Source organism: Streptomyces sp. NPDC037421, from assembly GCF_055602105.1.
In genome coordinates this window covers 489,666-507,303 of sequence record NZ_JBVJWV010000001.1, presented here as the reverse complement: position 1 = coordinate 507,303, position 17,638 = coordinate 489,666, and the positions used below count along the sequence as shown (strand labels likewise).

At 71.2% G+C, this 17,638-nt stretch carries 13 protein-coding genes and 2 pseudogenes; 9 read left to right on the top strand and 6 right to left on the bottom strand.

Going from position 1 to position 17,638, the window contains the following annotated elements:
* Positions 1-95: 95 nt before the first annotated feature.
* A pseudogene (locus ACZ7IF_RS02225) lies at positions 96-353 on the bottom strand (transposase family protein); the annotation flags it as partial.
* A gap of 555 nt (positions 354-908) precedes the next feature.
* Between ACZ7IF_RS02225 and ACZ7IF_RS02220 the strand changes: the two are divergent.
* Together ACZ7IF_RS02220 and ACZ7IF_RS02215 are read left to right on the top strand one after the other, a co-directional pair.
* A complete protein-coding gene (locus ACZ7IF_RS02220) occupies positions 909-1,715 on the top strand; it encodes an SDR family NAD(P)-dependent oxidoreductase (protein WP_470961607.1) in 807 nt (268 codons plus the stop codon).
* A 127-nt stretch (positions 1,716-1,842) separates the two neighbouring features.
* Positions 1,843-2,628 carry a GNAT family N-acetyltransferase gene (locus ACZ7IF_RS02215; RefSeq protein WP_470961604.1) on the top strand — a complete coding sequence of 262 codons (786 nt, stop codon included), beginning with the start codon at positions 1,843-1,845 and terminating at the stop codon, positions 2,626-2,628.
* Between the two features lie 94 nt (positions 2,629-2,722).
* On the opposite strand, the gene ACZ7IF_RS02210 is transcribed toward ACZ7IF_RS02215, so the two are convergent.
* A complete protein-coding gene (locus ACZ7IF_RS02210; RefSeq protein WP_470961601.1) occupies positions 2,723-4,120 on the bottom strand; it encodes a serine hydrolase domain-containing protein in 1,398 nt (465 codons plus the stop codon).
* A 97-nt stretch (positions 4,121-4,217) separates the two neighbouring features.
* Here ACZ7IF_RS02210 and ACZ7IF_RS02205 point away from each other — a divergent pair, with 97 nt between their 5' ends.
* The 5 genes from ACZ7IF_RS02205 (at position 4,218) to ACZ7IF_RS02185 (ending at position 12,542) form a co-directional block, all read left to right on the top strand.
* Positions 4,218-4,895, top strand: a complete 678-nt coding sequence (locus tag ACZ7IF_RS02205) for a TetR/AcrR family transcriptional regulator (protein WP_470961598.1) — start codon at positions 4,218-4,220, stop codon at positions 4,893-4,895.
* 502 nt (positions 4,896-5,397) lie between these two features.
* Positions 5,398-7,287, top strand: coding sequence for an APC family permease (locus ACZ7IF_RS02200; protein WP_470961595.1), 1,890 nt, complete (start codon positions 5,398-5,400; stop codon positions 7,285-7,287).
* A 260-nt stretch (positions 7,288-7,547) separates the two neighbouring features.
* A complete protein-coding gene (gene kdpB / locus ACZ7IF_RS02195) occupies positions 7,548-9,698 on the top strand; it encodes a potassium-transporting ATPase subunit KdpB (protein ID WP_470961593.1) in 2,151 nt (716 codons plus the stop codon).
* Positions 9,699-9,797: 99 nt separating this feature from the next.
* A complete protein-coding gene (locus ACZ7IF_RS02190; protein ID WP_470961590.1) occupies positions 9,798-10,391 on the top strand; it encodes a cation diffusion facilitator family transporter in 594 nt (197 codons plus the stop codon).
* A 213-nt stretch (positions 10,392-10,604) separates the two neighbouring features.
* Positions 10,605-12,542 carry an APC family permease gene (locus ACZ7IF_RS02185; protein ID WP_470961587.1) on the top strand — a complete coding sequence of 646 codons (1,938 nt, stop codon included), beginning with the start codon at positions 10,605-10,607 and terminating at the stop codon, positions 12,540-12,542.
* A 309-nt stretch (positions 12,543-12,851) separates the two neighbouring features.
* On the opposite strand, the pseudogene ACZ7IF_RS02180 reads toward ACZ7IF_RS02185, so the two are convergent.
* Positions 12,852-13,049, bottom strand: a pseudogene (locus ACZ7IF_RS02180) (hypothetical protein); the annotation flags it as partial.
* 147 nt (positions 13,050-13,196) lie between these two features.
* Here ACZ7IF_RS02180 and ACZ7IF_RS02175 point away from each other — a divergent pair.
* On the top strand, positions 13,197-13,706 hold the full coding sequence (locus ACZ7IF_RS02175) for a universal stress protein (protein ID WP_470961584.1): 510 nt from the start codon (positions 13,197-13,199) through the stop codon (positions 13,704-13,706).
* 420 nt (positions 13,707-14,126) lie between these two features.
* Here the strand turns inward: ACZ7IF_RS02175 and ACZ7IF_RS02170 are convergent, their stop codons facing one another.
* Positions 14,127-14,372 (bottom strand): ferredoxin, encoded by a 246-nt coding sequence (locus tag ACZ7IF_RS02170; RefSeq protein ID WP_470961581.1) that lies wholly within the window; start codon positions 14,370-14,372, stop codon positions 14,127-14,129.
* Positions 14,369-15,562, bottom strand: coding sequence for a cytochrome P450 (locus ACZ7IF_RS02165; protein WP_470961578.1), 1,194 nt, complete (start codon positions 15,560-15,562; stop codon positions 14,369-14,371). Before ACZ7IF_RS02165 ends, ACZ7IF_RS02170 begins: the two co-directional genes overlap by 4 nt.
* A 181-nt stretch (positions 15,563-15,743) precedes the next feature.
* Here ACZ7IF_RS02165 and ACZ7IF_RS02160 point away from each other — a divergent pair, with 181 nt between their 5' ends.
* Entirely contained in the window at positions 15,744-16,418 is a 675-nt protein-coding gene (locus ACZ7IF_RS02160) for a GbsR/MarR family transcriptional regulator (protein ID WP_470961576.1), read from the top strand.
* Here the strand turns inward: ACZ7IF_RS02160 and ACZ7IF_RS02155 are convergent.
* Positions 16,366-17,397, bottom strand: coding sequence for a LysR substrate-binding domain-containing protein (locus ACZ7IF_RS02155; protein WP_470962288.1), 1,032 nt, complete (start codon positions 17,395-17,397; stop codon positions 16,366-16,368). The genes ACZ7IF_RS02160 and ACZ7IF_RS02155 overlap by 53 nt on opposite strands.
* Positions 17,398-17,638: the final 241 nt, after the last annotated feature.

The following is a 17,638-nucleotide window of genomic DNA, read 5'->3' as shown; positions in this document are numbered from 1 at the left end:
GCCTTGGGGAACATCGGGGCAGCCGATATCGGCTGCCCCGATGTTCCCCAAGGCCGGTCTCCCGCGGACCTCTCAGGTCCCGCATGCGGCGGGAGTCATCCCGTGAGAGCGCGGTTGTGTAGGCGTGCAACGCCGTGCATCGCGTGGCGCACACCGTCGCCCCTCAGACGGCAGTCGCGCAGGATCTTCCAGGTCTTCATACGGGCGAAGGCGTGCTGGACGCGGGCGCGAACCCGTTTGTGGCTCTTGTTGTGGGCCTGCTTCCAGTCGGGTGGTTCCTCGCCCTTGCGCCGGCGGTGCGGCATGATCAGCCCGGTGCTCAGGTAGCCGCCGTCCGCGATCGTCGTAGTTTCTTCACGGACGTGCGCAACGCCCTCAGCTGGGTCCGGCAGCACCCGGACGTGCCGAGCCGCGTGCTCGACCAGCCGACCGCCGAGCACATCGCCGGCCAGACGTTCGGTCCTCTGCTCCTCGCGTGAGCGCCTGGACGCTCAAGGCGCCTCGGCGCGGTCGTCTGTAGGCTCCGATTCCGCATCACCGCGGAATCGGCACCAAAGGCTCACGACGTCTCACTCAAGACGCTTGACGGGACTCGCTCTGCCGACCGGGCCGAATTCCGTCAAGGCGTCGTCAGGGAGCCGTCAGGGCGCTTGAGGTCTCCCTCGCAGGCCGGTTGGATGGATGACGTGAACATCGGTCTGCGCCATGACGACCGGCCACCGAATCAGGTGCTGCCGACGATGTGCCCTGTTCACCTACCGGTGCGCTAGCGCCCGTCGAACCGCGAAGGCCCCTCGGCCGCGTTGCCGAGGGCCCATGCCTGCACGCGATACGGAATCACTCTCACCGCACGGCCACGGTCCCGCCGCATCGGATCGCGTAGCCATGCCTTTCCCCTGGAATCACTCATGTCTTCCTTCCTGTCCGGCCGGACCATCATGGTCACCGGTGCCACCTCGGGCATCGGCTACGAGACCGCCCGCCTGCTCGCCGAATACGGGGCCACCGTTCTGCTTCACGGCCGTACGCCCTCGGAGGCACGGGAAGCCGTGGCCCGGCTCATCGCCACCGCCGACGTCGACGCCGAACTCCTGCGCCCGTGCGCGGCGGACTTCGCGCACCTCGACGAGGTCGAACGGCTCGCCGACCGGGTCATCGTCGGGCACCCGCACCTCGACGTCCTCGTCAACAACGCCGCGGTAGCGGCCCCGGAGCGCCACACGGTCACCCCCGACGGCAACGAGCTCTCCTTCCAGGTCAACTTCCTCGCCCACTACCTGCTGACGAACCTGCTCGAACCGGCACTCACCACCTCCCCGGGAGGACGCGTCGTGAACGTCTCCTCCTCGATGCACCGCACCGCCTCGATCATGTGGAACGACCCCAACCGCACCCGCCGTTACTCACGCCTGGCGGCCTACGCGCAGTCACAGCTGGCCCTCACCGTCTTCGCCGCCGACCCCAGGGTCACCGCCGTGTCCGTCAACCCGGGCGTGTGCGAGACCGCGCTGAGGCCGCTGTACGGGCACGAGGGCGCGACGCCCTCCGAGGGCGCCGCCCACGTAGTGCGCCTCTGCGACCCGGCGGTCGAGATCGTCAACGGCGCCTACTACGACCGGAACGCGCGGATGGACCCGGCTCCCTGCGCGACCGAGGAGCGCACCGTCAAGCGGCTGAACAAGCTGGCCGGCGTACTCGTCGGCCACTCCGCCTGACAGCAAGCCAACCGCGGCCGCAAGGCCGACCGGCGCCGACGCTCAACGGCGCCGGTTCCCCGCGGGGGCGGCCCGCCGTCCAGGGCCGCCCCCGCTCCCCTTCCCCTGAAGCTAGGCGGCATCCGTCGTGATCGAGCTCCTTCCGTCCCGTCTCCCCGCTCTCGCCCGCTGGTTCCCCGGCGGGGCGCCCGGAGTCGCGGCCCTCCCCGAGCACGCCCTGGCCACCGGCAACGGCCGCTGGTGGGCGGACCGTGCCGTGGACCCGCGGGTCGTGGCGGTCTCCAGCGGCGATCACGTACTGCTCCGCGGAGAACCGGGCGCACTCTCCCCCGAGGCGCTCGCACGGTTCGAGGGCAGCTACGTCGAGGCGCCGGCCCGTTTCCTGCCTGCCCTCGGGGGCGCGTTCGCCCGCGTCGACCCGTGGGAGCGCATGGTCTACGTGCACCAGGAGCCCGCCGTGGCCGCCCGCCCGGCGCACGGCATCACCGTGCGCCGCCTGACACCCAAGGACGCGCCGGCGATCCTCGCGCTCGGACCCGAGACGGCCTGGATCTGCAAAACCTGGGGCGGTCCGGAGCAGCTCGCCGCCTCCGGCCTCGGCTGGGGGGCCTTCCACCGGGGCCGGGCCCTCTCGCTGGCCTGCACCTACTTCCTCGGCAGCGGCTACGAGGACGTCGCCGCCCTGGCCGCCCCCGGCCACCGCCGCCGGCACCTCGCACTGGCCTGCGTCACCGCCCTGTGCGGGGACATCGCCGCCCGCGGCCGTACACCGAGCTGGACCTGCTCCCGCGACAACCGCCCCAGCCGCCTCCTGGCCTGGTCGGCAGGCTTCCGCCTGACCCGCGAATACGTCCACTACGCGACCGGCCCGGCGCGCCGCCAGACCTTCCACAGGCACGCAGCGGCGGCGTGAGCCCGTACGGGAACTCCTGAGCGCTCTGACGGGAGCGCCTGCCGCGTGCTTGGCGAGCCGCCCGGCAGGACAGGCCTCGGTGGAGGGACGTGCTCTACGACACGGTCCGGGCCCCCGTGGCCCGGGTGAAGAGTCGGCCGCCCAGGTCGACGCCGGTGACGGTGCCGTCGGCGGCGCGGGTGAAGTAGCCGCGCTGTCCCTTCAGGCCGCCCTCGGTGAGGAGGTACTCGTCGCCGTCACCGGGCAGGAAGCCCATGGCGGCCGGGGCGTAGTCCGGCGGCATCTCGGCGTCCGAGGCTGCGCGGATCTCCGGCTTGATCTCGACCGCGAGGGTGAGCCGCTGCCCGTCGGTGACGATGTCGATGTTCATGACGTCGCTCTCGTAGCGGCCGGCGACCTCGCGGGCCCGCGTCTCGTCGTGCGGCACGGGCTCGGGGTCCTTCTCGACCAGGCCGAGGTAGTGCTCGAACGCCGCTCGGATCACCGCCTGGTTGAAGACGTAGCCGTCTTCGGAGTTGACCAGCGACACGACGGCGAAGTCGTGCTCCGGGACCAGGTGCAGTTCGGCGAACTGGCCGTTGCCCGAGCCGCCGTGGCCGATGGTGCGGACCCCGTCGACGCCGCGCAGGAACCAGCAGATGCCGAAGCCGTCGCCCAGCGCGCTGCCGCGCAGCTCCGCCGTCCGCTCGCGCATGCCGTGCAGGGTGCCGGTGGTCAGCAGGCCGTCGCCGTCGCCGAGATGGAAGCGGGCCCAGGCGAGGAGGTCGGTCACGTTGGAGACGATGCCGCCTCCGGGGTTGTCGCCGCGGGCGCCGGCCCGGTAGGCCTTCCAGGGCCGGGCGGGCTTCAACTCGCCGGCCTCGTCGCGGACGTAGCCCACCGCGAACTTCCGCACCATGACGTCGTCCAGGCCGAAGACGGTGTCCGCGAGGCCGAGCGGCTCCAGGAGCAGGGAGGCCACGGCCTGCTCGTAGGTCTGTCCGGTCACGTTCTCGATGATCCGGCCGAGGAGGTTGTAGCCGGCCTGGCTGTACGAGGCTCGGGCGCCGGGCCGCGCGATCAGCGGCAGCCGGTCCAGCTTGGCGACGAACGCGGCCAGGGAGCCGTCCTCGTCCTCGCTGTCGATGACGTTCCAGTCCAGACCTGCCGTGTGGTTCAGCAGGTTGAGGACGGTGATCCGCTCGGCGGCGGCCTCGTCGGCGAGGACGAGCTCGGGCACGTACCGCCGGACCGGCGCGGCCAGGTCGACCTTGCCCTGCTCGACGAGCCGCAGCAGCGCGGTGGCGGTGAAGGTCTTGGTGGTGGATCCGAGGTGGAACAGGGTGTGCTCGTCGACCGGGAGCGGGTGGGCGACGCTCGTGACGCCGTGGTTCAGGAAGAACGTCCGGCCGCCGGCCAGGATGCCGACGGACGCACCGGGCACGCCGTAATCCTCGGCCAGGGCCGCGACGACCGCGCTGAAATCACCGTGGTTGTTCTGCTGCTCCTGCATGGTTTCCCCCTCGGGTTCGTGAGTCACAGGGATTCTTGAACTAAGTGCAATTGAGCATAGGCGCATCACTTCACTAAGTTCAAGTAGTCTCTTGGGCATGCCTCGGAGCACCCTCACCCCGGACCAGATCATCCGCGCCGCCATCGAACTGCTCGACGACGAAGGCCTCGACGGCCTCAACATGCGCAGCCTGGGCGGGCGGCTCGGCGCGGCCGCCACCGCCGTCTACTGGCACATCAAGACCAAGGACGAACTCGTCCGGCTCGCGGCCGACGCCGTGTGGAACGAGGTCGAGCTGCCCGACCTCGACGCCATGGACTGGCGCAGCGCCGCGACCGCCATGGCCGGCAGCACGCACGCGATGCTCACCCGGCACCCGTGGCTGGGGCAGGCCTTCGGCAGCCATCTGCTGTACGGACCTGGTAAGGCCCGGCACGACGACCACAGCCTCGCCCTCTACGAGAAGGCCGGCTTCTCGCCCGCCGATGCGGACCGGGCGGCAGCCGCAGTGTTCGTCTTCGTGCTCGGCAGCGCCCTCGGCTCCGCCGCCCAGGTCTCGCTGACCCGCCGGCTGAGCAGGACCGGAGACCCTGAGAAGGAGCTGGCGGACACCATGGCGGCGGCCGCCGAGATCGCCATGGCCTTCCCGCGGCTGCGCGAGCGCATCGTCGGCAGCGCCGGGGCCGGTTACGCAGAGGCCCCGGACAACACCTTCGAGTTCGGCCTGCGGGCCACCCTCGCCGGATTCGAGGGACTGCTCAAAGGGGGGAGCTAGTTTCCAGTGGCGTTGACGCGCCTCCGCCGACGGCGCCCATCGTGCTCGACGCGTCCTGACCGGACAGCATCGCGGCACATCGCCCGGCAGCCCTGAGGGCGGGGGCTGCACCCGGCGAGGTCCTCGCGGTGCCGGCCGACGTCGACGACGGTGAAGAGCAGGGTCCCGCGCGTAGGACACCGGCGGTCGGTGCCGCCCTGCGGACACATCGGTGGGGGCGACAGGCAGGGACAGGACCATGGTCAGGCCGCCGCCGGGCGTGTCCTCGAGGGTGAGTGTGCCGTCCGTGGCGGGTGTCGCCCACGTCCAGGGTGCTCCCGGTGCGGGGGGATCCGCGCACCCTCGCGGTGTCTTGACGCACCCCATACGGCTTTCCGCCCCCCGGCGTCAGGAGCGCGTGAAGAGTGCGGCACCCGGCGTATGGATCTCGCCAAGAGGACTGGTCGTCCTGCCGTCCCGTCCCGACGCTGGCCTCACTTTGTCCAACGGAGGAACAGCGAAGATGTCCATACACATGGGAAAGCCGACGGCGGCGGGACGGGCTCCCGGCACGGAGGAGCCTCCTGATACCGGCGTGGCGACGCCCGTGGCAGTGGCCGGTGACCAGCACAAACTGACCGCCCTGCAGGGACTGGCCGCGCTGTCGCTCGACGCCATGGCGTCGGTGGCGTACGGGCCGGAGTCGATCGTGCTGGTGCTGGCTGCGGCCGGCGCGTACGGGATGGGCTTCACCCTCCCGGTGACGCTCGCCATCGCGGCCCTCCTGGCCGTGCTGGTGGCCTCGTACCGCCAGGTGATCGCCGCGTTCCCGGACGGCGGCGGCTCGTACGCCGTCGCGAAGCGGCATCTCGGACGGCGCACCAGCCTGGCCGCCGCGGCCTCGCTGATCCTCGACTACGTCCTGAACGTCGCGGTCTCCGTCACGGCCGGCGTGGCCGCCCTGACCTCGGCCTTCCCCGGCCTGTACGGGGAGCGGGTGTGGATCTGCCTCGGTGTCCTCGTCCTGGTCACCGCCGTCAACCTGCGGGGCGTGGTCGATTCGGCCAAGGCGTTCCTGGTGCCGACCGCGCTGTTCGTCGGCTCGATCCTCGCCATGATCACCGTTGGGCTGTTCCGGGACGCGCCCGTCAGCACGGCCTCCGCCGCCGGGCACGCCTCCGTCCTCGGCGAGGGCGCGACCACGGTCGGCGCGCTGTTCCTGCTGAAGGCCTTCGCGGCCGGCTGTTCCGCCCTGACCGGCGTCGAGGCCGTCGCCAACGCCGTGCCGTCGTTCCGCGCCCCGGCCGCCCGCCGGGCCCAGCGCACCGAGGTCGCGCTCGGCGCCCTGCTGGGCGTCATGCTGATCGGCCTGTCGGTGCTGATCGGCCGTTTCCACCTCCAGCCCGTCGAGGGCGTGACGGTGCTCGCGCAGCTCGCGGACGCCTCCTTCGGCCACAACGCCGCCTTCTACGTGGTCCAGTTCGCCACCATGGTGCTGCTGGCCCTCGCCGCCAACACCTCCTTCGGCGGACTGCCGGTCCTGATGAGCCTGCTCGCCAGGGACAACTACCTGCCGCACGTCTTCGCGCTGAAGGCCGACCGCCAGGTCCACCGCCACGGTGTCGTCTGGCTGGCCCTCGTGTCCGCCGCCCTGCTGGTGTTCTCGGGCGGCGACACCAACACCCTCGTCCCGCTGTTCGCGATCGGCGTGTTCGTCGGCTTCACCATCTGCCAGGTGGGCATGGTCCGGCACTGGTACGGCGAACGCCCGCGCGGCTGGCGGGCGAAGGCCGCCCTCAACGGCTGCGGCGCACTGCTCACGGGGGTCTCGGCCGTCGTCGTCACGGCCACGAAGTTCGCCGAGGGGGCCTGGCTGATCGTGGTCGCACTGCCGCTGATCGTCCTCGGCTTCGAGAAGGTCCACCGCGCGTACGCCGACATCGGTGAGCGGCTGGAGCTCGGCCGGATCCCCGTGGCCCCGCACCGCTCACGGTCCCTGGTCGTGGTGCCCGTTTCGGGACTGTCGCGACTGACCTGCCAGGCGTTGACCGCCGCGCGTTCCCTTGGTGACGAAGTCCTCGCCGTGACGGTCACCCACACCACCCCGGAGGATCGGCAGGCCGCCGAAGCGCTGTGCCGGGACTGGGAGTTGTGGAAGCCCGGCGTGGAGCTGATCGAGCTCTCCTCGCAGAGCCGGTCCCTCGGGCGTCCGGTGTCCGGCTACGTGCGCGAGCTGACGCGGACCCACCCGGACGCCCAGGTCACCGTGCTGATCCCGGAGACCGAACCGGCCCGGCTGTGGCAGCGGCTGCTCCAGAACCAGCGCGGCTCCGTCGTCGCCCACGCGGTCCGCCGGGACACCGACGCGGTGATCTGCCGGCTGCGCTTCCGCGTCACGTCCGACGCGCGCTGACGCACTCTTGACGGTGCTTTGATGCGGCCCGTACGCCGCCGTCAAGAAGGCGCCAATTCCCCTGCCGGAAAGGGGGTCGCCTGACCAACAGGCAGTAACTTCCTGCCTGTTGCGCCGCCGAGGGTCTCGCATACCCACATGATGGCCGAGGGGGTCGAGGGAGAGGCCCCCCGGCGGCGACACCCCTCACCCGCGCACCCGCCTCTCACCCGCCGGGGCCGATGTGGGGTACCCAGCCGCACTCACCAGAAGGTCTCTTCATGGCTCCCGCCGCCGCCCAGCACGTTTCCCCGGGTCTCGGAACCCCGCCGCGGACCCCGGTCAACCGGCCCTCCCGGAAACGCCCCGGCCAGGTGAACGTGCTGGAGCCCGAGCTCCTCGCCACATCCGCCCGGGATGCCGTCGCCAAGCTCCAGCCGCGTGAGCTGGTCAAGAAGCCGGTGCTGTTCGTCGTCGCCGTCGGCGCCGTACTCACCACCCTCTCCGCCCTCATCCACCCGTCCGTCTTCACCTGGGTGATCAGCGTCTGGCTCTGGCTGACGGTCCTGTTCGCCAATCTGGCCGAGGCGGTCGCCGAGGGCCGGGGCCGCGCCCAGGCCGAGTCCCTGCGCAAGGCCCGTACGGACACGGTCGCGCTGCGGCTGGAGCACTGGACGTACGGGGCGAACCTGCGGCAGGCGAGGACGGAGGCCGTATCCCCGGCCGAGCTCCAGCCCTTCGACTTCGTCCTCGTGGAAGCCGGTGAACCGGTTCCGGCCGACGGCGACGTGGTCGACGGGGCGGCGATGGTGGACGAGTCGGCCGTCACCGGCGAATCGGCGCCCGTGCTGAGGGAATCGGGAGGCGACCGGACCGCGGTCACCGGCGGGACGACCGTCCTGTCCGACTCGATCGTCGTACGGGTCACCTCGCGCCCGGGCAACAGCTTCATCGACCGGATGATCGCCTTGGTGGAAGGCGCGTCGCGGCAGAAGACCCCGAACGAGATCGCCCTGAACATCCTGCTGGCCGCCCTGACCGTCATCTTCGTCCTGATCGTGGTCAGCATCCAGCCGATGGCCGCCTACGCGGGCGCCGCCCAGTCCACGACCGTGCTGGTCGCGCTCCTCGTCACCCTCATCCCGACCACGATCGGCGCGCTGCTGTCCGCCATCGGCATCGCGGGCATGGACCGCCTGGTCCAGCGCAACGTCATCGCGATGAGCGGCCGCGCCGTCGAAGCGGCCGGCGACGTGAACACCCTCCTCCTCGACAAGACCGGCACCATCACCCACGGCAACCGGGAAGCCGCGGCCTTCATCCCGCTCCCCGGCATCGACCACACCAAGCTCGCGGACGCCGCCCAGCTCTCCTCCCTCGCCGACGAGACGCCCGAAGGCCGCTCCGTCATCGCCCTGGCCGAGCGGTACGGACTCCAGCCGGTCGCCACGGAGGACCTCGGCAACCCCCGCTTCACCGAGTTCAGCGCCCGCACCCGGATGAGCGGCATCAACCTCAGCTGGGACAACGGGGCCGGCTGCGCCATCCGCAAGGGAGCGGTGGCGCAGGTCTGCGACTGGGTCGCGGCGCGCGGCGGCACGGTGGCGGCGGAGGCCGCCACCTGGTCCGCCTCCGTGTCGGAGTCCGGGGGCACGCCCCTGCTGGTGGCGGTCCATGACTGGGACGGACCACGGGTCCTCGGCATCATCCACCTCAAGGACGTCGTCAAGGACGGCATCCGCGAGCGCTTCGCGGAGCTGCGCAGCATGGGCATCCGTACGGTCATGGTCACCGGCGACAACGAACTGACCGCCCGGGCCATCGCCGCGGAGGCCGGGGTCGACGAGTACCTCGCCGAGGCGACGCCCGAGGACAAGATGGCCCTCATCAAGCGGGAGCAGGCGGGCGGAAGGCTGGTCGCGATGACCGGCGACGGAACGAACGACGCCCCGGCCCTGGCCCAGGCCGACGTGGGCGTGGCGATGAACACGGGCACCTCGGCCGCCAAGGAGGCCGGGAACATGGTCGACCTGGACTCCAACCCCACCAAGCTCATCGAGATCGTCGAGATCGGCAAGCAGCTCCTCATCACCCGGGGCGCCCTGACCACCTTCTCGATCACGAACGACGTCGCGAAGTACTTCGCGATCATTCCGGCGATGTTCACGTCCGTTTACCCCGGACTCGGTGCCCTCAACATCATGGGGCTCAGCAGCCCCACCTCCGCCATCACCTCGGCGATCATCTTCAACGCCCTCATCATCGTCGCGCTGATCCCGCTCGCCCTGCGCGGCGTCCGCTACAAGCCGGCCTCCGCCCACGACCTGTTGCGCCGCAACCTGGGCGTCTACGGCCTCGGGGGCCTCATCCTGCCCTTCGTCGGCATCAAGCTCATCGACCTCATGGTCTCCACCATCCCCGGCCTCGGATGAGAACCCCTGCGGGGCCGGGCGCATCGAGCAAGGGCCGAGAATCCACACTTTGGAGACCGACCGCACCTGCCCGGACGCCGAGACGAAGGACTGCTGCTGATGACCGTCGGCATACACCTGTCCCCGGGCCCGTCCCCGGCCCGCCGTGACGCCCTGACCCGCCGCGTACGGCTGCTGGTCGCCGCGACGATCACCTACAACCTCCTCGAGGCGGCCGTCGCCCTGACCGCCGGCACGATGGCCTCCTCCACCGCCCTGATCGGCTTCGGCCTCGACTCCGTCATCGAGGTCTCCTCCGCCGCCGCGGTCGCCTGGCCGTTCTCCGCGGCCGATCACGCACTGCGCGAGGCACGCGAGAAGACGACCCTGCGCATCATCGCCGTGTCCTTCTTCGTCCTCGCCGCCTACGTCACGGCCGAGTCGGTACGGGCCCTCACCGGCGCGGGAGAGGCCGAACACTCCACGGTCGGCATCGCCCTGGCAGCCCTGTCCCTGGCCGTGATGCCGTTCCTGTCCGCCGCCCAGCGCCACCCCCGCGGTGCCGACGGCCCGGAACTCGGCCGCCGCGGACCCGTGCGGCTGCCGGCCCGGCTGCGACTGCCGCACCTGACCCGCCGTGAGGCACCGGCTCTCAGCCGTGCCGGGCGAGCTCGACCGCGGAGACGAGCAGGATCACGGCCAGCGCGGGGATGAGCACCAGGTCCGGGAACACACCCAGGAGCAGTCCGCCCAGCACCGCCCACGCAGCCACCGCGGCCAAATCTCCTACGCCACAGGAGGCTTCCTCCGCGTTAAGGAAGCGTCAGGATCGGCTCACTCACGTGCAGGAATGATCTGGCTGCGTACGCTGGCTCAGCCGTCGCCGTCGACGGCTGATTCTTTGCCGTACGACAGGAGCCCCCCACGATGGCCACCCCTGCCCGCTCCGCGCGCCTGCGCGCGTGGCTGCTGGAAGGCTTGACCGCCGAGAACAGTTCGCCCGCCGCCAAGGAGGCGGCGGCCCAGCCGCACGGCCGGCCCTGGTGGCGGGTCATGTGCCTCACGGGTCTCGACTACTTCTCCACCCTGGGCTACCAGCCCGGCATCGCGGCCCTCGCGGCCGGGCTGCTGTCGCCGCTCGCAACCATCGTGCTCGTCCTGCTCACCCTCTTCGGCGCGCTGCCCGTCTACCGGCGGGTGGCCGAGGAGAGCCCCCATGGCGAGGGTTCGATCGCCATGCTGGAGAAGCTGCTGTCGTTCTGGAAGGGCAAGCTGTTCGTCCTGACCCTGCTCGGGTTCGCGGCGACCGACTTCCTGATCACCATCACCCTCTCGGCGGCCGACGCGACCGCACACCTCGTGGAGAACCCGCACCTCACCAGCACGCTGCACGGCCACGAAGTACTGATCACCCTGATCATGATCGCGCTCCTCGGAGCCGTGTTCCTCAAGGGGTTCAGCGAGGCCATCGGCGTCGCCGTGGTCCTCGTGGCCACCTACCTCGGCCTGAACGTCGTGGTCGTGGCGGTCGGTCTGTGGAACGTGATCACCGAACCGCACGTCATCACCGACTGGTCGGACGCGCTGACCACCGAGCACGGCAACCCGTTCATGATGATCGCCATCGCCCTCATCGTGTTCCCGAAGCTCGCGCTCGGCCTCTCCGGCTTCGAGACCGGCGTCGCCGTCATGCCCCACGTCAAGGGCGACCCCGACGACACCGTGGAGAGGCCCGCGGGCCGCATCCGCGGGGCGAAGAAGCTGCTCACCACCGCGGCCATCATCATGAGCGTCTTCCTGATCTGCTCCAGCTTCATCACGACGCTGCTGATCCCCGCCGACCAGTTCCAGCCGGGCGGCGAGGCCAACGGCCGTGCCCTCGCCTACCTCGCCCACGAGCACCTGGGCTCCGCCTTCGGCACGGTCTACGACGTCTCGACCATCCTCATCCTGTGGTTCGCGGGTTCCTCGGCCATGGCCGGCCTCCTGAACCTGATGCCCCGCTACCTGCCCCGCTACGGCATGGCCCCGCACTGGGCCCGGGCCCTGCGCCCGATGGTCATCGTGTTCACGCTGATCGCCTTCCTCGTGACCTGGATCTTCAACGCCGACGTGGACGCGCAGGGCGGCGCCTACGCCACCGGCGTGCTCGTCCTGATCACCTCGGCGGCCGTGGCCGTGACCATCGCCGCCCGCCGGGCCGGCGAGCGCGGCTGGACCATCGGCTTCGGCCTCATCTCGGCCGTCTTCATCTACACCACGGCCGTGAACGTGGTCGAGCGGCCGGACGGCGTGAAGATCGGTGCCTGCTTCATCGCCGGCATCATGGCCCTGTCCCTCCTCTCCCGCCTGGCCCGGGTCTTCGAGCTGCGCGTCACACACGTGGAGTTCGACGAGATGGCGGCGCGGTTCATCCGGGACACCGCCAACCGCACGATCCGTTTCATCGCCAACGAGCCCGACAACCGGGACCTCGACGAGTACCGGCAGAAGAAGGCACAGATCCGTGCGGACAACGACATCCCGGCCGAGGACGACGTGATGTTCGTCGAGGTCACCGTCCTGGACGCGTCCGAGTTCGAATCCGGAATGCGCGTACGCGGCGAGGTCCTCCACGACCGCTACCGCGTCCTGACCCTGGAGAGCTCCAGCATCCCCAACGCCCTCGCCGCACTCCTCCTGCATGTCCGCGACGAGACCGGCCAGCGGCCGCACATCTACTTCGAGTGGACCGAGGGCAACCCGATGGCCAACTTCTTCCGGTTCTTCCTCTTCGGACAGGGCGAGGTCGCCCCCGTGACCCGCGAGGTCATCCGCGAAGCCGAACCCGACCGCTCCCGTCGGCCGCACGTCCACGCGGGCTGACCACTTCGTACGGGAAGCGCCAGGAATTCCGCCGGTCCCTCGCGAAAGCGGGGCACCGGGGGCCGGCCCGCCATGTTGTAGCCGGAGGCCATGGCGACCCGACGGCAGCGGCGATACGGGCGGGACCCCGGGAGGCTGCCGATGACGATCCGGCCCACCCGGGCCGCAGGGCCGGGACCGGTTGCGGGACCGGTCATGGGGGAGCCCGCCATGGGGCGCTCTGTGACCGCTGGAGCGGTGAACGTCGGGTCGACGGTCAGCGGTCGGCGGTGTCGCTCCGAGCGGTTCGGCCATCGTCCGGAGCGCCGGCTCGGGCAGCCGGATCCACGGCTGTTCCGTGCCAAGCGTGGCGGCCAGACGGGCGGGGCGGTGAAGCCGACGGCGGTGCGTGCGCCCAGCGCGGTGCGGAACATGCGTACCACCGCCTCCGCCGTTCCCGGCCGGACGGGGAGGTAGAGGTCGTGGTCTGCCCCTGATGGGATCTTGACGGCGATCGGCGGAGTCCATACGGATCGCTGACGGCCGCAGGCGGGAGGTGTCGGCAACGCGTCAGAATCGCGGCCGACCGCGTCAGAAGACCGTCAGCGAACGGGACCGGTGGTTCTCCTCTGATGTTGGATGGATCACCCGAACGGAGTGGAGAGGGAGGGGCTCGTGCCGAAGGTCGTCGTCGGTGTCAGTGAAAGCCTGGGCAGCCTGTCGGCGCTCCACCGGGCTGCTGTCGAAGCCCGGCTGCGGGAAGTGGAACTGCGCGCCGTCCTGGCGTGGCAGGCTCCGGGTGGCGACGTGGGAAGCCGCAACTCCTGCGGAGCGGGGGCACTGGCACCGTGCCGGTCGGCCGCCGCCCAACGGCTGCGCGAGGTACTCGACACCGCCTTCGGCGCCGAGGGCCCGGGCGTCACCCTCGCGGGACTCACCGTGCGGGGAACGCCGGGCGCCGCGCTCGTCGACGCCGCGCGAGATCCCGACGACCTGCTCGTGGTGGGCACGGGATCGCGGGGGCTGGTGCACCGCCTGGTCCGGCCCTCGGTCGCCCGCTACGTCCTCGCGCGAGCAGCCTGTCCGGTCCTGACCGTGCCCCCGTCCCCGCTCCGAGCCGCATACGACGCGGCCCATCGCCGCAACTCCTGGCGGCTGCCGCTCAACTCGCGCGAGCTCGCCTGATGTGACGTGCGACGCCGCGTGGTCGTACGGTTCGGGACCGGAACGCATACGGGCGAGCACAGGGCCTCAGCCGGTGCCGCCCGCCTCCCAGGCCGGCGCCGTGCAGGACGCCGACCGGGCCGCTGATTCCACCACTTGGCAGCGCGCCGTCGTGTGGACGGGTCTCGGCCTGCTGTTGTTCGTCGTCTTGCTGCCGCCTCGCGTACGGGTGGAGGCCGGGCGCCCGACCGTCCGCAGGCTGTTCGCCGATCGCACCGTGCACACCGATGCCCTGCTCTCGGTGCACTGGTGCGACGGGCCGGCCCAGCGCCTGATCCTGCGGGACACCGACGGCCGCCGGGCGGAGATCGACCCGGGCGTGCTGGTCCGCAACCCCCGCCCTGCGGCACCGCTTCGACGCCGACGCACGGGGATTGCCGCTCACCCGGACGGCGGCCGGTCTCCTGAACCGCCATCTGCTTCCGGCCCGTTGAGGATGATCGCCCCGGAGGGGCAAACTCCGGCGGCCATCCGCGCGGCCGTGAGCCCGTCGGCGGCCGGCTCGGCCCGCAGCAGGACCACCAGGCCGTCATCGGCGTCCTGGTCGAACACCCCCGGAGCGGTCATGGCGCACATCCCGGCGCCGATGCAGCGCTCACGGTCGATGCTCAGGCGGGTCGCGCTCACTTCTCGTCCCAGGTGACAGGGAGGCTCTTGACGCCGAAGATGTCGGCGGTCTCCGGGCGCAGGCGGACTTCGTCGGCCGGTACGGCCAGGCGCAGCGTCGGGAAGCGTTCGATCAGGGCGCGGAACGCCACCCGCATCTCGACGCGGGCCAGCTGCTGGCCCAGGCACTGGTGGATGCCGTGGCTGAAGGCCAGGTGCCCGTCGTAAGGCCGCCGGACGTCGAGCACGTCGGGGTCGGTGAAGCGGTCGGGGTCGCGGTTGGCGGTGTTGAACGACAGGACGACCGTCGTGCCGGCCTCGATGGTCTGGCCGCCGACCTCGACGTCCTCCAGCGCCGTCCGGTGGAAGGTCTTGGCGACGCTGAGGTACCGCAGCAGCTCCTCCACCGCCCCGTCGGTGAGCGCGGGGTCGGCGCGCAGCGCGGCCAGCTGCACCGGGTTCCGCAGCAGGGCGAAGGTGCCGAGGGACAGCATGTTGGCGGTGGTGTCGAAGCCGGCCGCCAGCAGGATGAGGCTGATTCCCTTCAGCTCCTCATCGGTCAGGTCGCTGCCGGTGAGCTCGCTGAGCACGTCGTCGGTGGGATTCGCGCGCTTGGCTGCCACCAGCCGCGCGAGGTACTCCTGGGTACCGGTGTACGCCGCGATCAGTTCCTCGTCGCTCACCTCCCCGCCCATGAACGCGTCGATCTGCTCCTGGAAGGAGGCCCGGTCCTCGTACGGGACGCCCAGGATCTCGCAGATCACGATGGTGGGGATGGGCTTGGCGAACGCGGTCACCAGGTCCGCGGTCGTCCCAGCCTGCTCCATGGCGTCCAGGCACTCGGCGGTGACCTGCTCGATGCGCTCGGTGAGCAGCCGCATCCGCCGTACGGTGAACTTGCCGACCAGGGGCTTCCGGTAGCGGCTGTGCTGCGGCTCGTCCATGAGGAGGAACTCGCCGGGCGGCGCCGGAGGGAGCTCGAAGTCGACCACGTTCATCAGGTCTTTGCGCGAGCTGAACCGGGGATCGGCCAGGACCGACCTGACCAGGTCGTACCCGGTGATCAGCCAGCCGGGCTTCCCGCCGGGGTGGGTGAACCGGCTGATGGGGCCCTGTCGGTGGGCATCGGTCAGCTCGACCGGAGGATCGAAGGGGCAGCCGGACTGACGCTGCGTCGGCAGTGCCGGGACGGTGTGGACGGATTCGCTCATGGCCATGCCTCGTCTCGCGATATGACGTGTTTGAAGTCTCTCGAAAGCTACGTTGCATTCACAACTCCGTCAATTGTCAGAGTGAGTATCTCCAGCTACACAGCGGTAAATTGATGCAATGGTGTGCGGTCGAATGCAACGCTGCATTGCAATGAATGCGCCTGAAGGCAATACTGACGCCATGCCAGGAGGACGGTTGACCCAGCAGGAGCGCCACCGGATCGCAGCCGGACTCGCCGACGGCCTGTCCTATGCGGAGATCGCCAGGCGGCTCGAACGCCCGACCTCGACGATCAGCCGTGAGGTCTCGCGCAACGGGGGACCCGCCGGCTACCGGCCCCAGCGGGCGCACCAGGCGACGGTCCAGCGTGCGCGGCGGGGCACACCGCCGCCCCCGCCGCTGGGCCGGTCGTTCGGCGGCGCGGTGGAGGACGAGATCATCGAGCTGGCGGTCAGGTCCGGAATGCCGAGGATGACCGCACGCGTGCACGTCGACCTGCTGCTGTCCGAGGCCGGCAGGCGCACCGCGGCGGAGCTGACCCGCAGGCTGCAGGTCAGCCCGGCCTCCGTCTCCGTGGCCGTGAACCTTCTGGTCCAGTACGGGTACGTCAGGCGTGAGCGCGATCCGCAGGGGCGTCGCGACATCTACGTGGTAGACGACGAGGCCTGGTACAACTCGATCGTCATCAGCGCACGGCAGACGCTCGAAACGGCACACGCCGCGAAGGCGGCGGCGAAGGCGCTCGGGCCCGGCAGCCCCGTGGGGCGGCGGCTGGTCAGGGGCGGGTCGTTCCTGGAACGGGTCATCGGTGACATGACGGAGTCCGCCGACCGCTGGCGCCCCCTGCTGACGTGACGGGGCCCTTGGCCTCCCTCCGGAGCCGGCGCGCGATCTCCGGCCGTGATCGGCGCCGAACGTGTCGCCAACCGGGCGCGTTTCTTGCCGTCTTTGCCCCTCGCGCCTGAGACCCGGCGAGCCTCGCCGTGCCCGGGACCGCTGACCGGGCGGCCGGCGGCGCGGCCGCGGTGACGTTGACGCAGCTGCGCGCTGTCCTGCGTAACACCGGGGACCGCGCTGGCGTGGGCCTGGCGCTCGACTGGCATAGGCCGCCGGTGGGCGTAGCGGCTGCGCACGGCGTCGCTGGCCGGCACCGTGCCGGCGAAGCCGCAGCGGCCGTAGGACCTCCCGCGCCGCGGGGTTGGCGGGCGGTCCCGCCTCGCGCGCCCAGACGGCGGCCCAACTGCCGGGCCTGCGGCGCACCGTCGCGCGGCCGCGCCGGAGGGTGTCGAAGTCGTTGATCTCCGGGCGTACGGCGGGGCTGCTCGGCATCGCAGAGCCTTCGCCCCGAGGGCACGGTGGTCAGCCCGCAGCCCGCAGCCCGCAGCCCGCAGCCCGCAGCCCGCAGCCCGCAGCCCGCAGCCCGCAGCCCGCAGCCCGCAGCCACGAGATGCAGTTTCGCCAGCCAGTCCCGGGCCGTGTGCACGGTCTCGGGCCGTTCGTCGAGACCCGGCCACACCCCCGGCAGCCGGTCCGCGCCCGACGCCGAACCGGCGATCCACTGCTGTCCGTACAGGTCGGCCACGTCGACGAACGCGCCTCGGGCCAACGGATGCGCCGACGGCACGGCGAGACACAGGGCGCGTTCGGTGAGCGTCTCCCACGCCAGTGGAGGCGATTCCTCAGCCGGCGCGCGGAACGGCGGCGCCGACGCCAGCAGTGCGAGGTCGATGCTGCCCGCCCGCAGGGCCCGGGCCAGCGCCGGAGTGGTGCCTTCGCGGCTGATGACGTGCACGTGGGGATGACTGTGCCGCAGCGAGGCCAGGGCGTGCGGCACCAGGTTCGTACCGGCGCCGGGGAGCCGGCCGAGGCGCACGGTGCCAACGGCTCCGGTAGGCCGGACAGGCGGAAGACCCGCAGCCCGGCCGCGCCCGGTACGGCACCAGAGCGCCGAAACGGCGGCAGGGGGGGGGGGGGGGGGGGGGGGGGGGGGGGCGGGGGGCGGGGGGGGGGGCGGGGGGGGGGGGGGGGGTCGTGGTGGCTTGGTACGCTTCGCTTGTTAGCGACCGCTGTCTTCT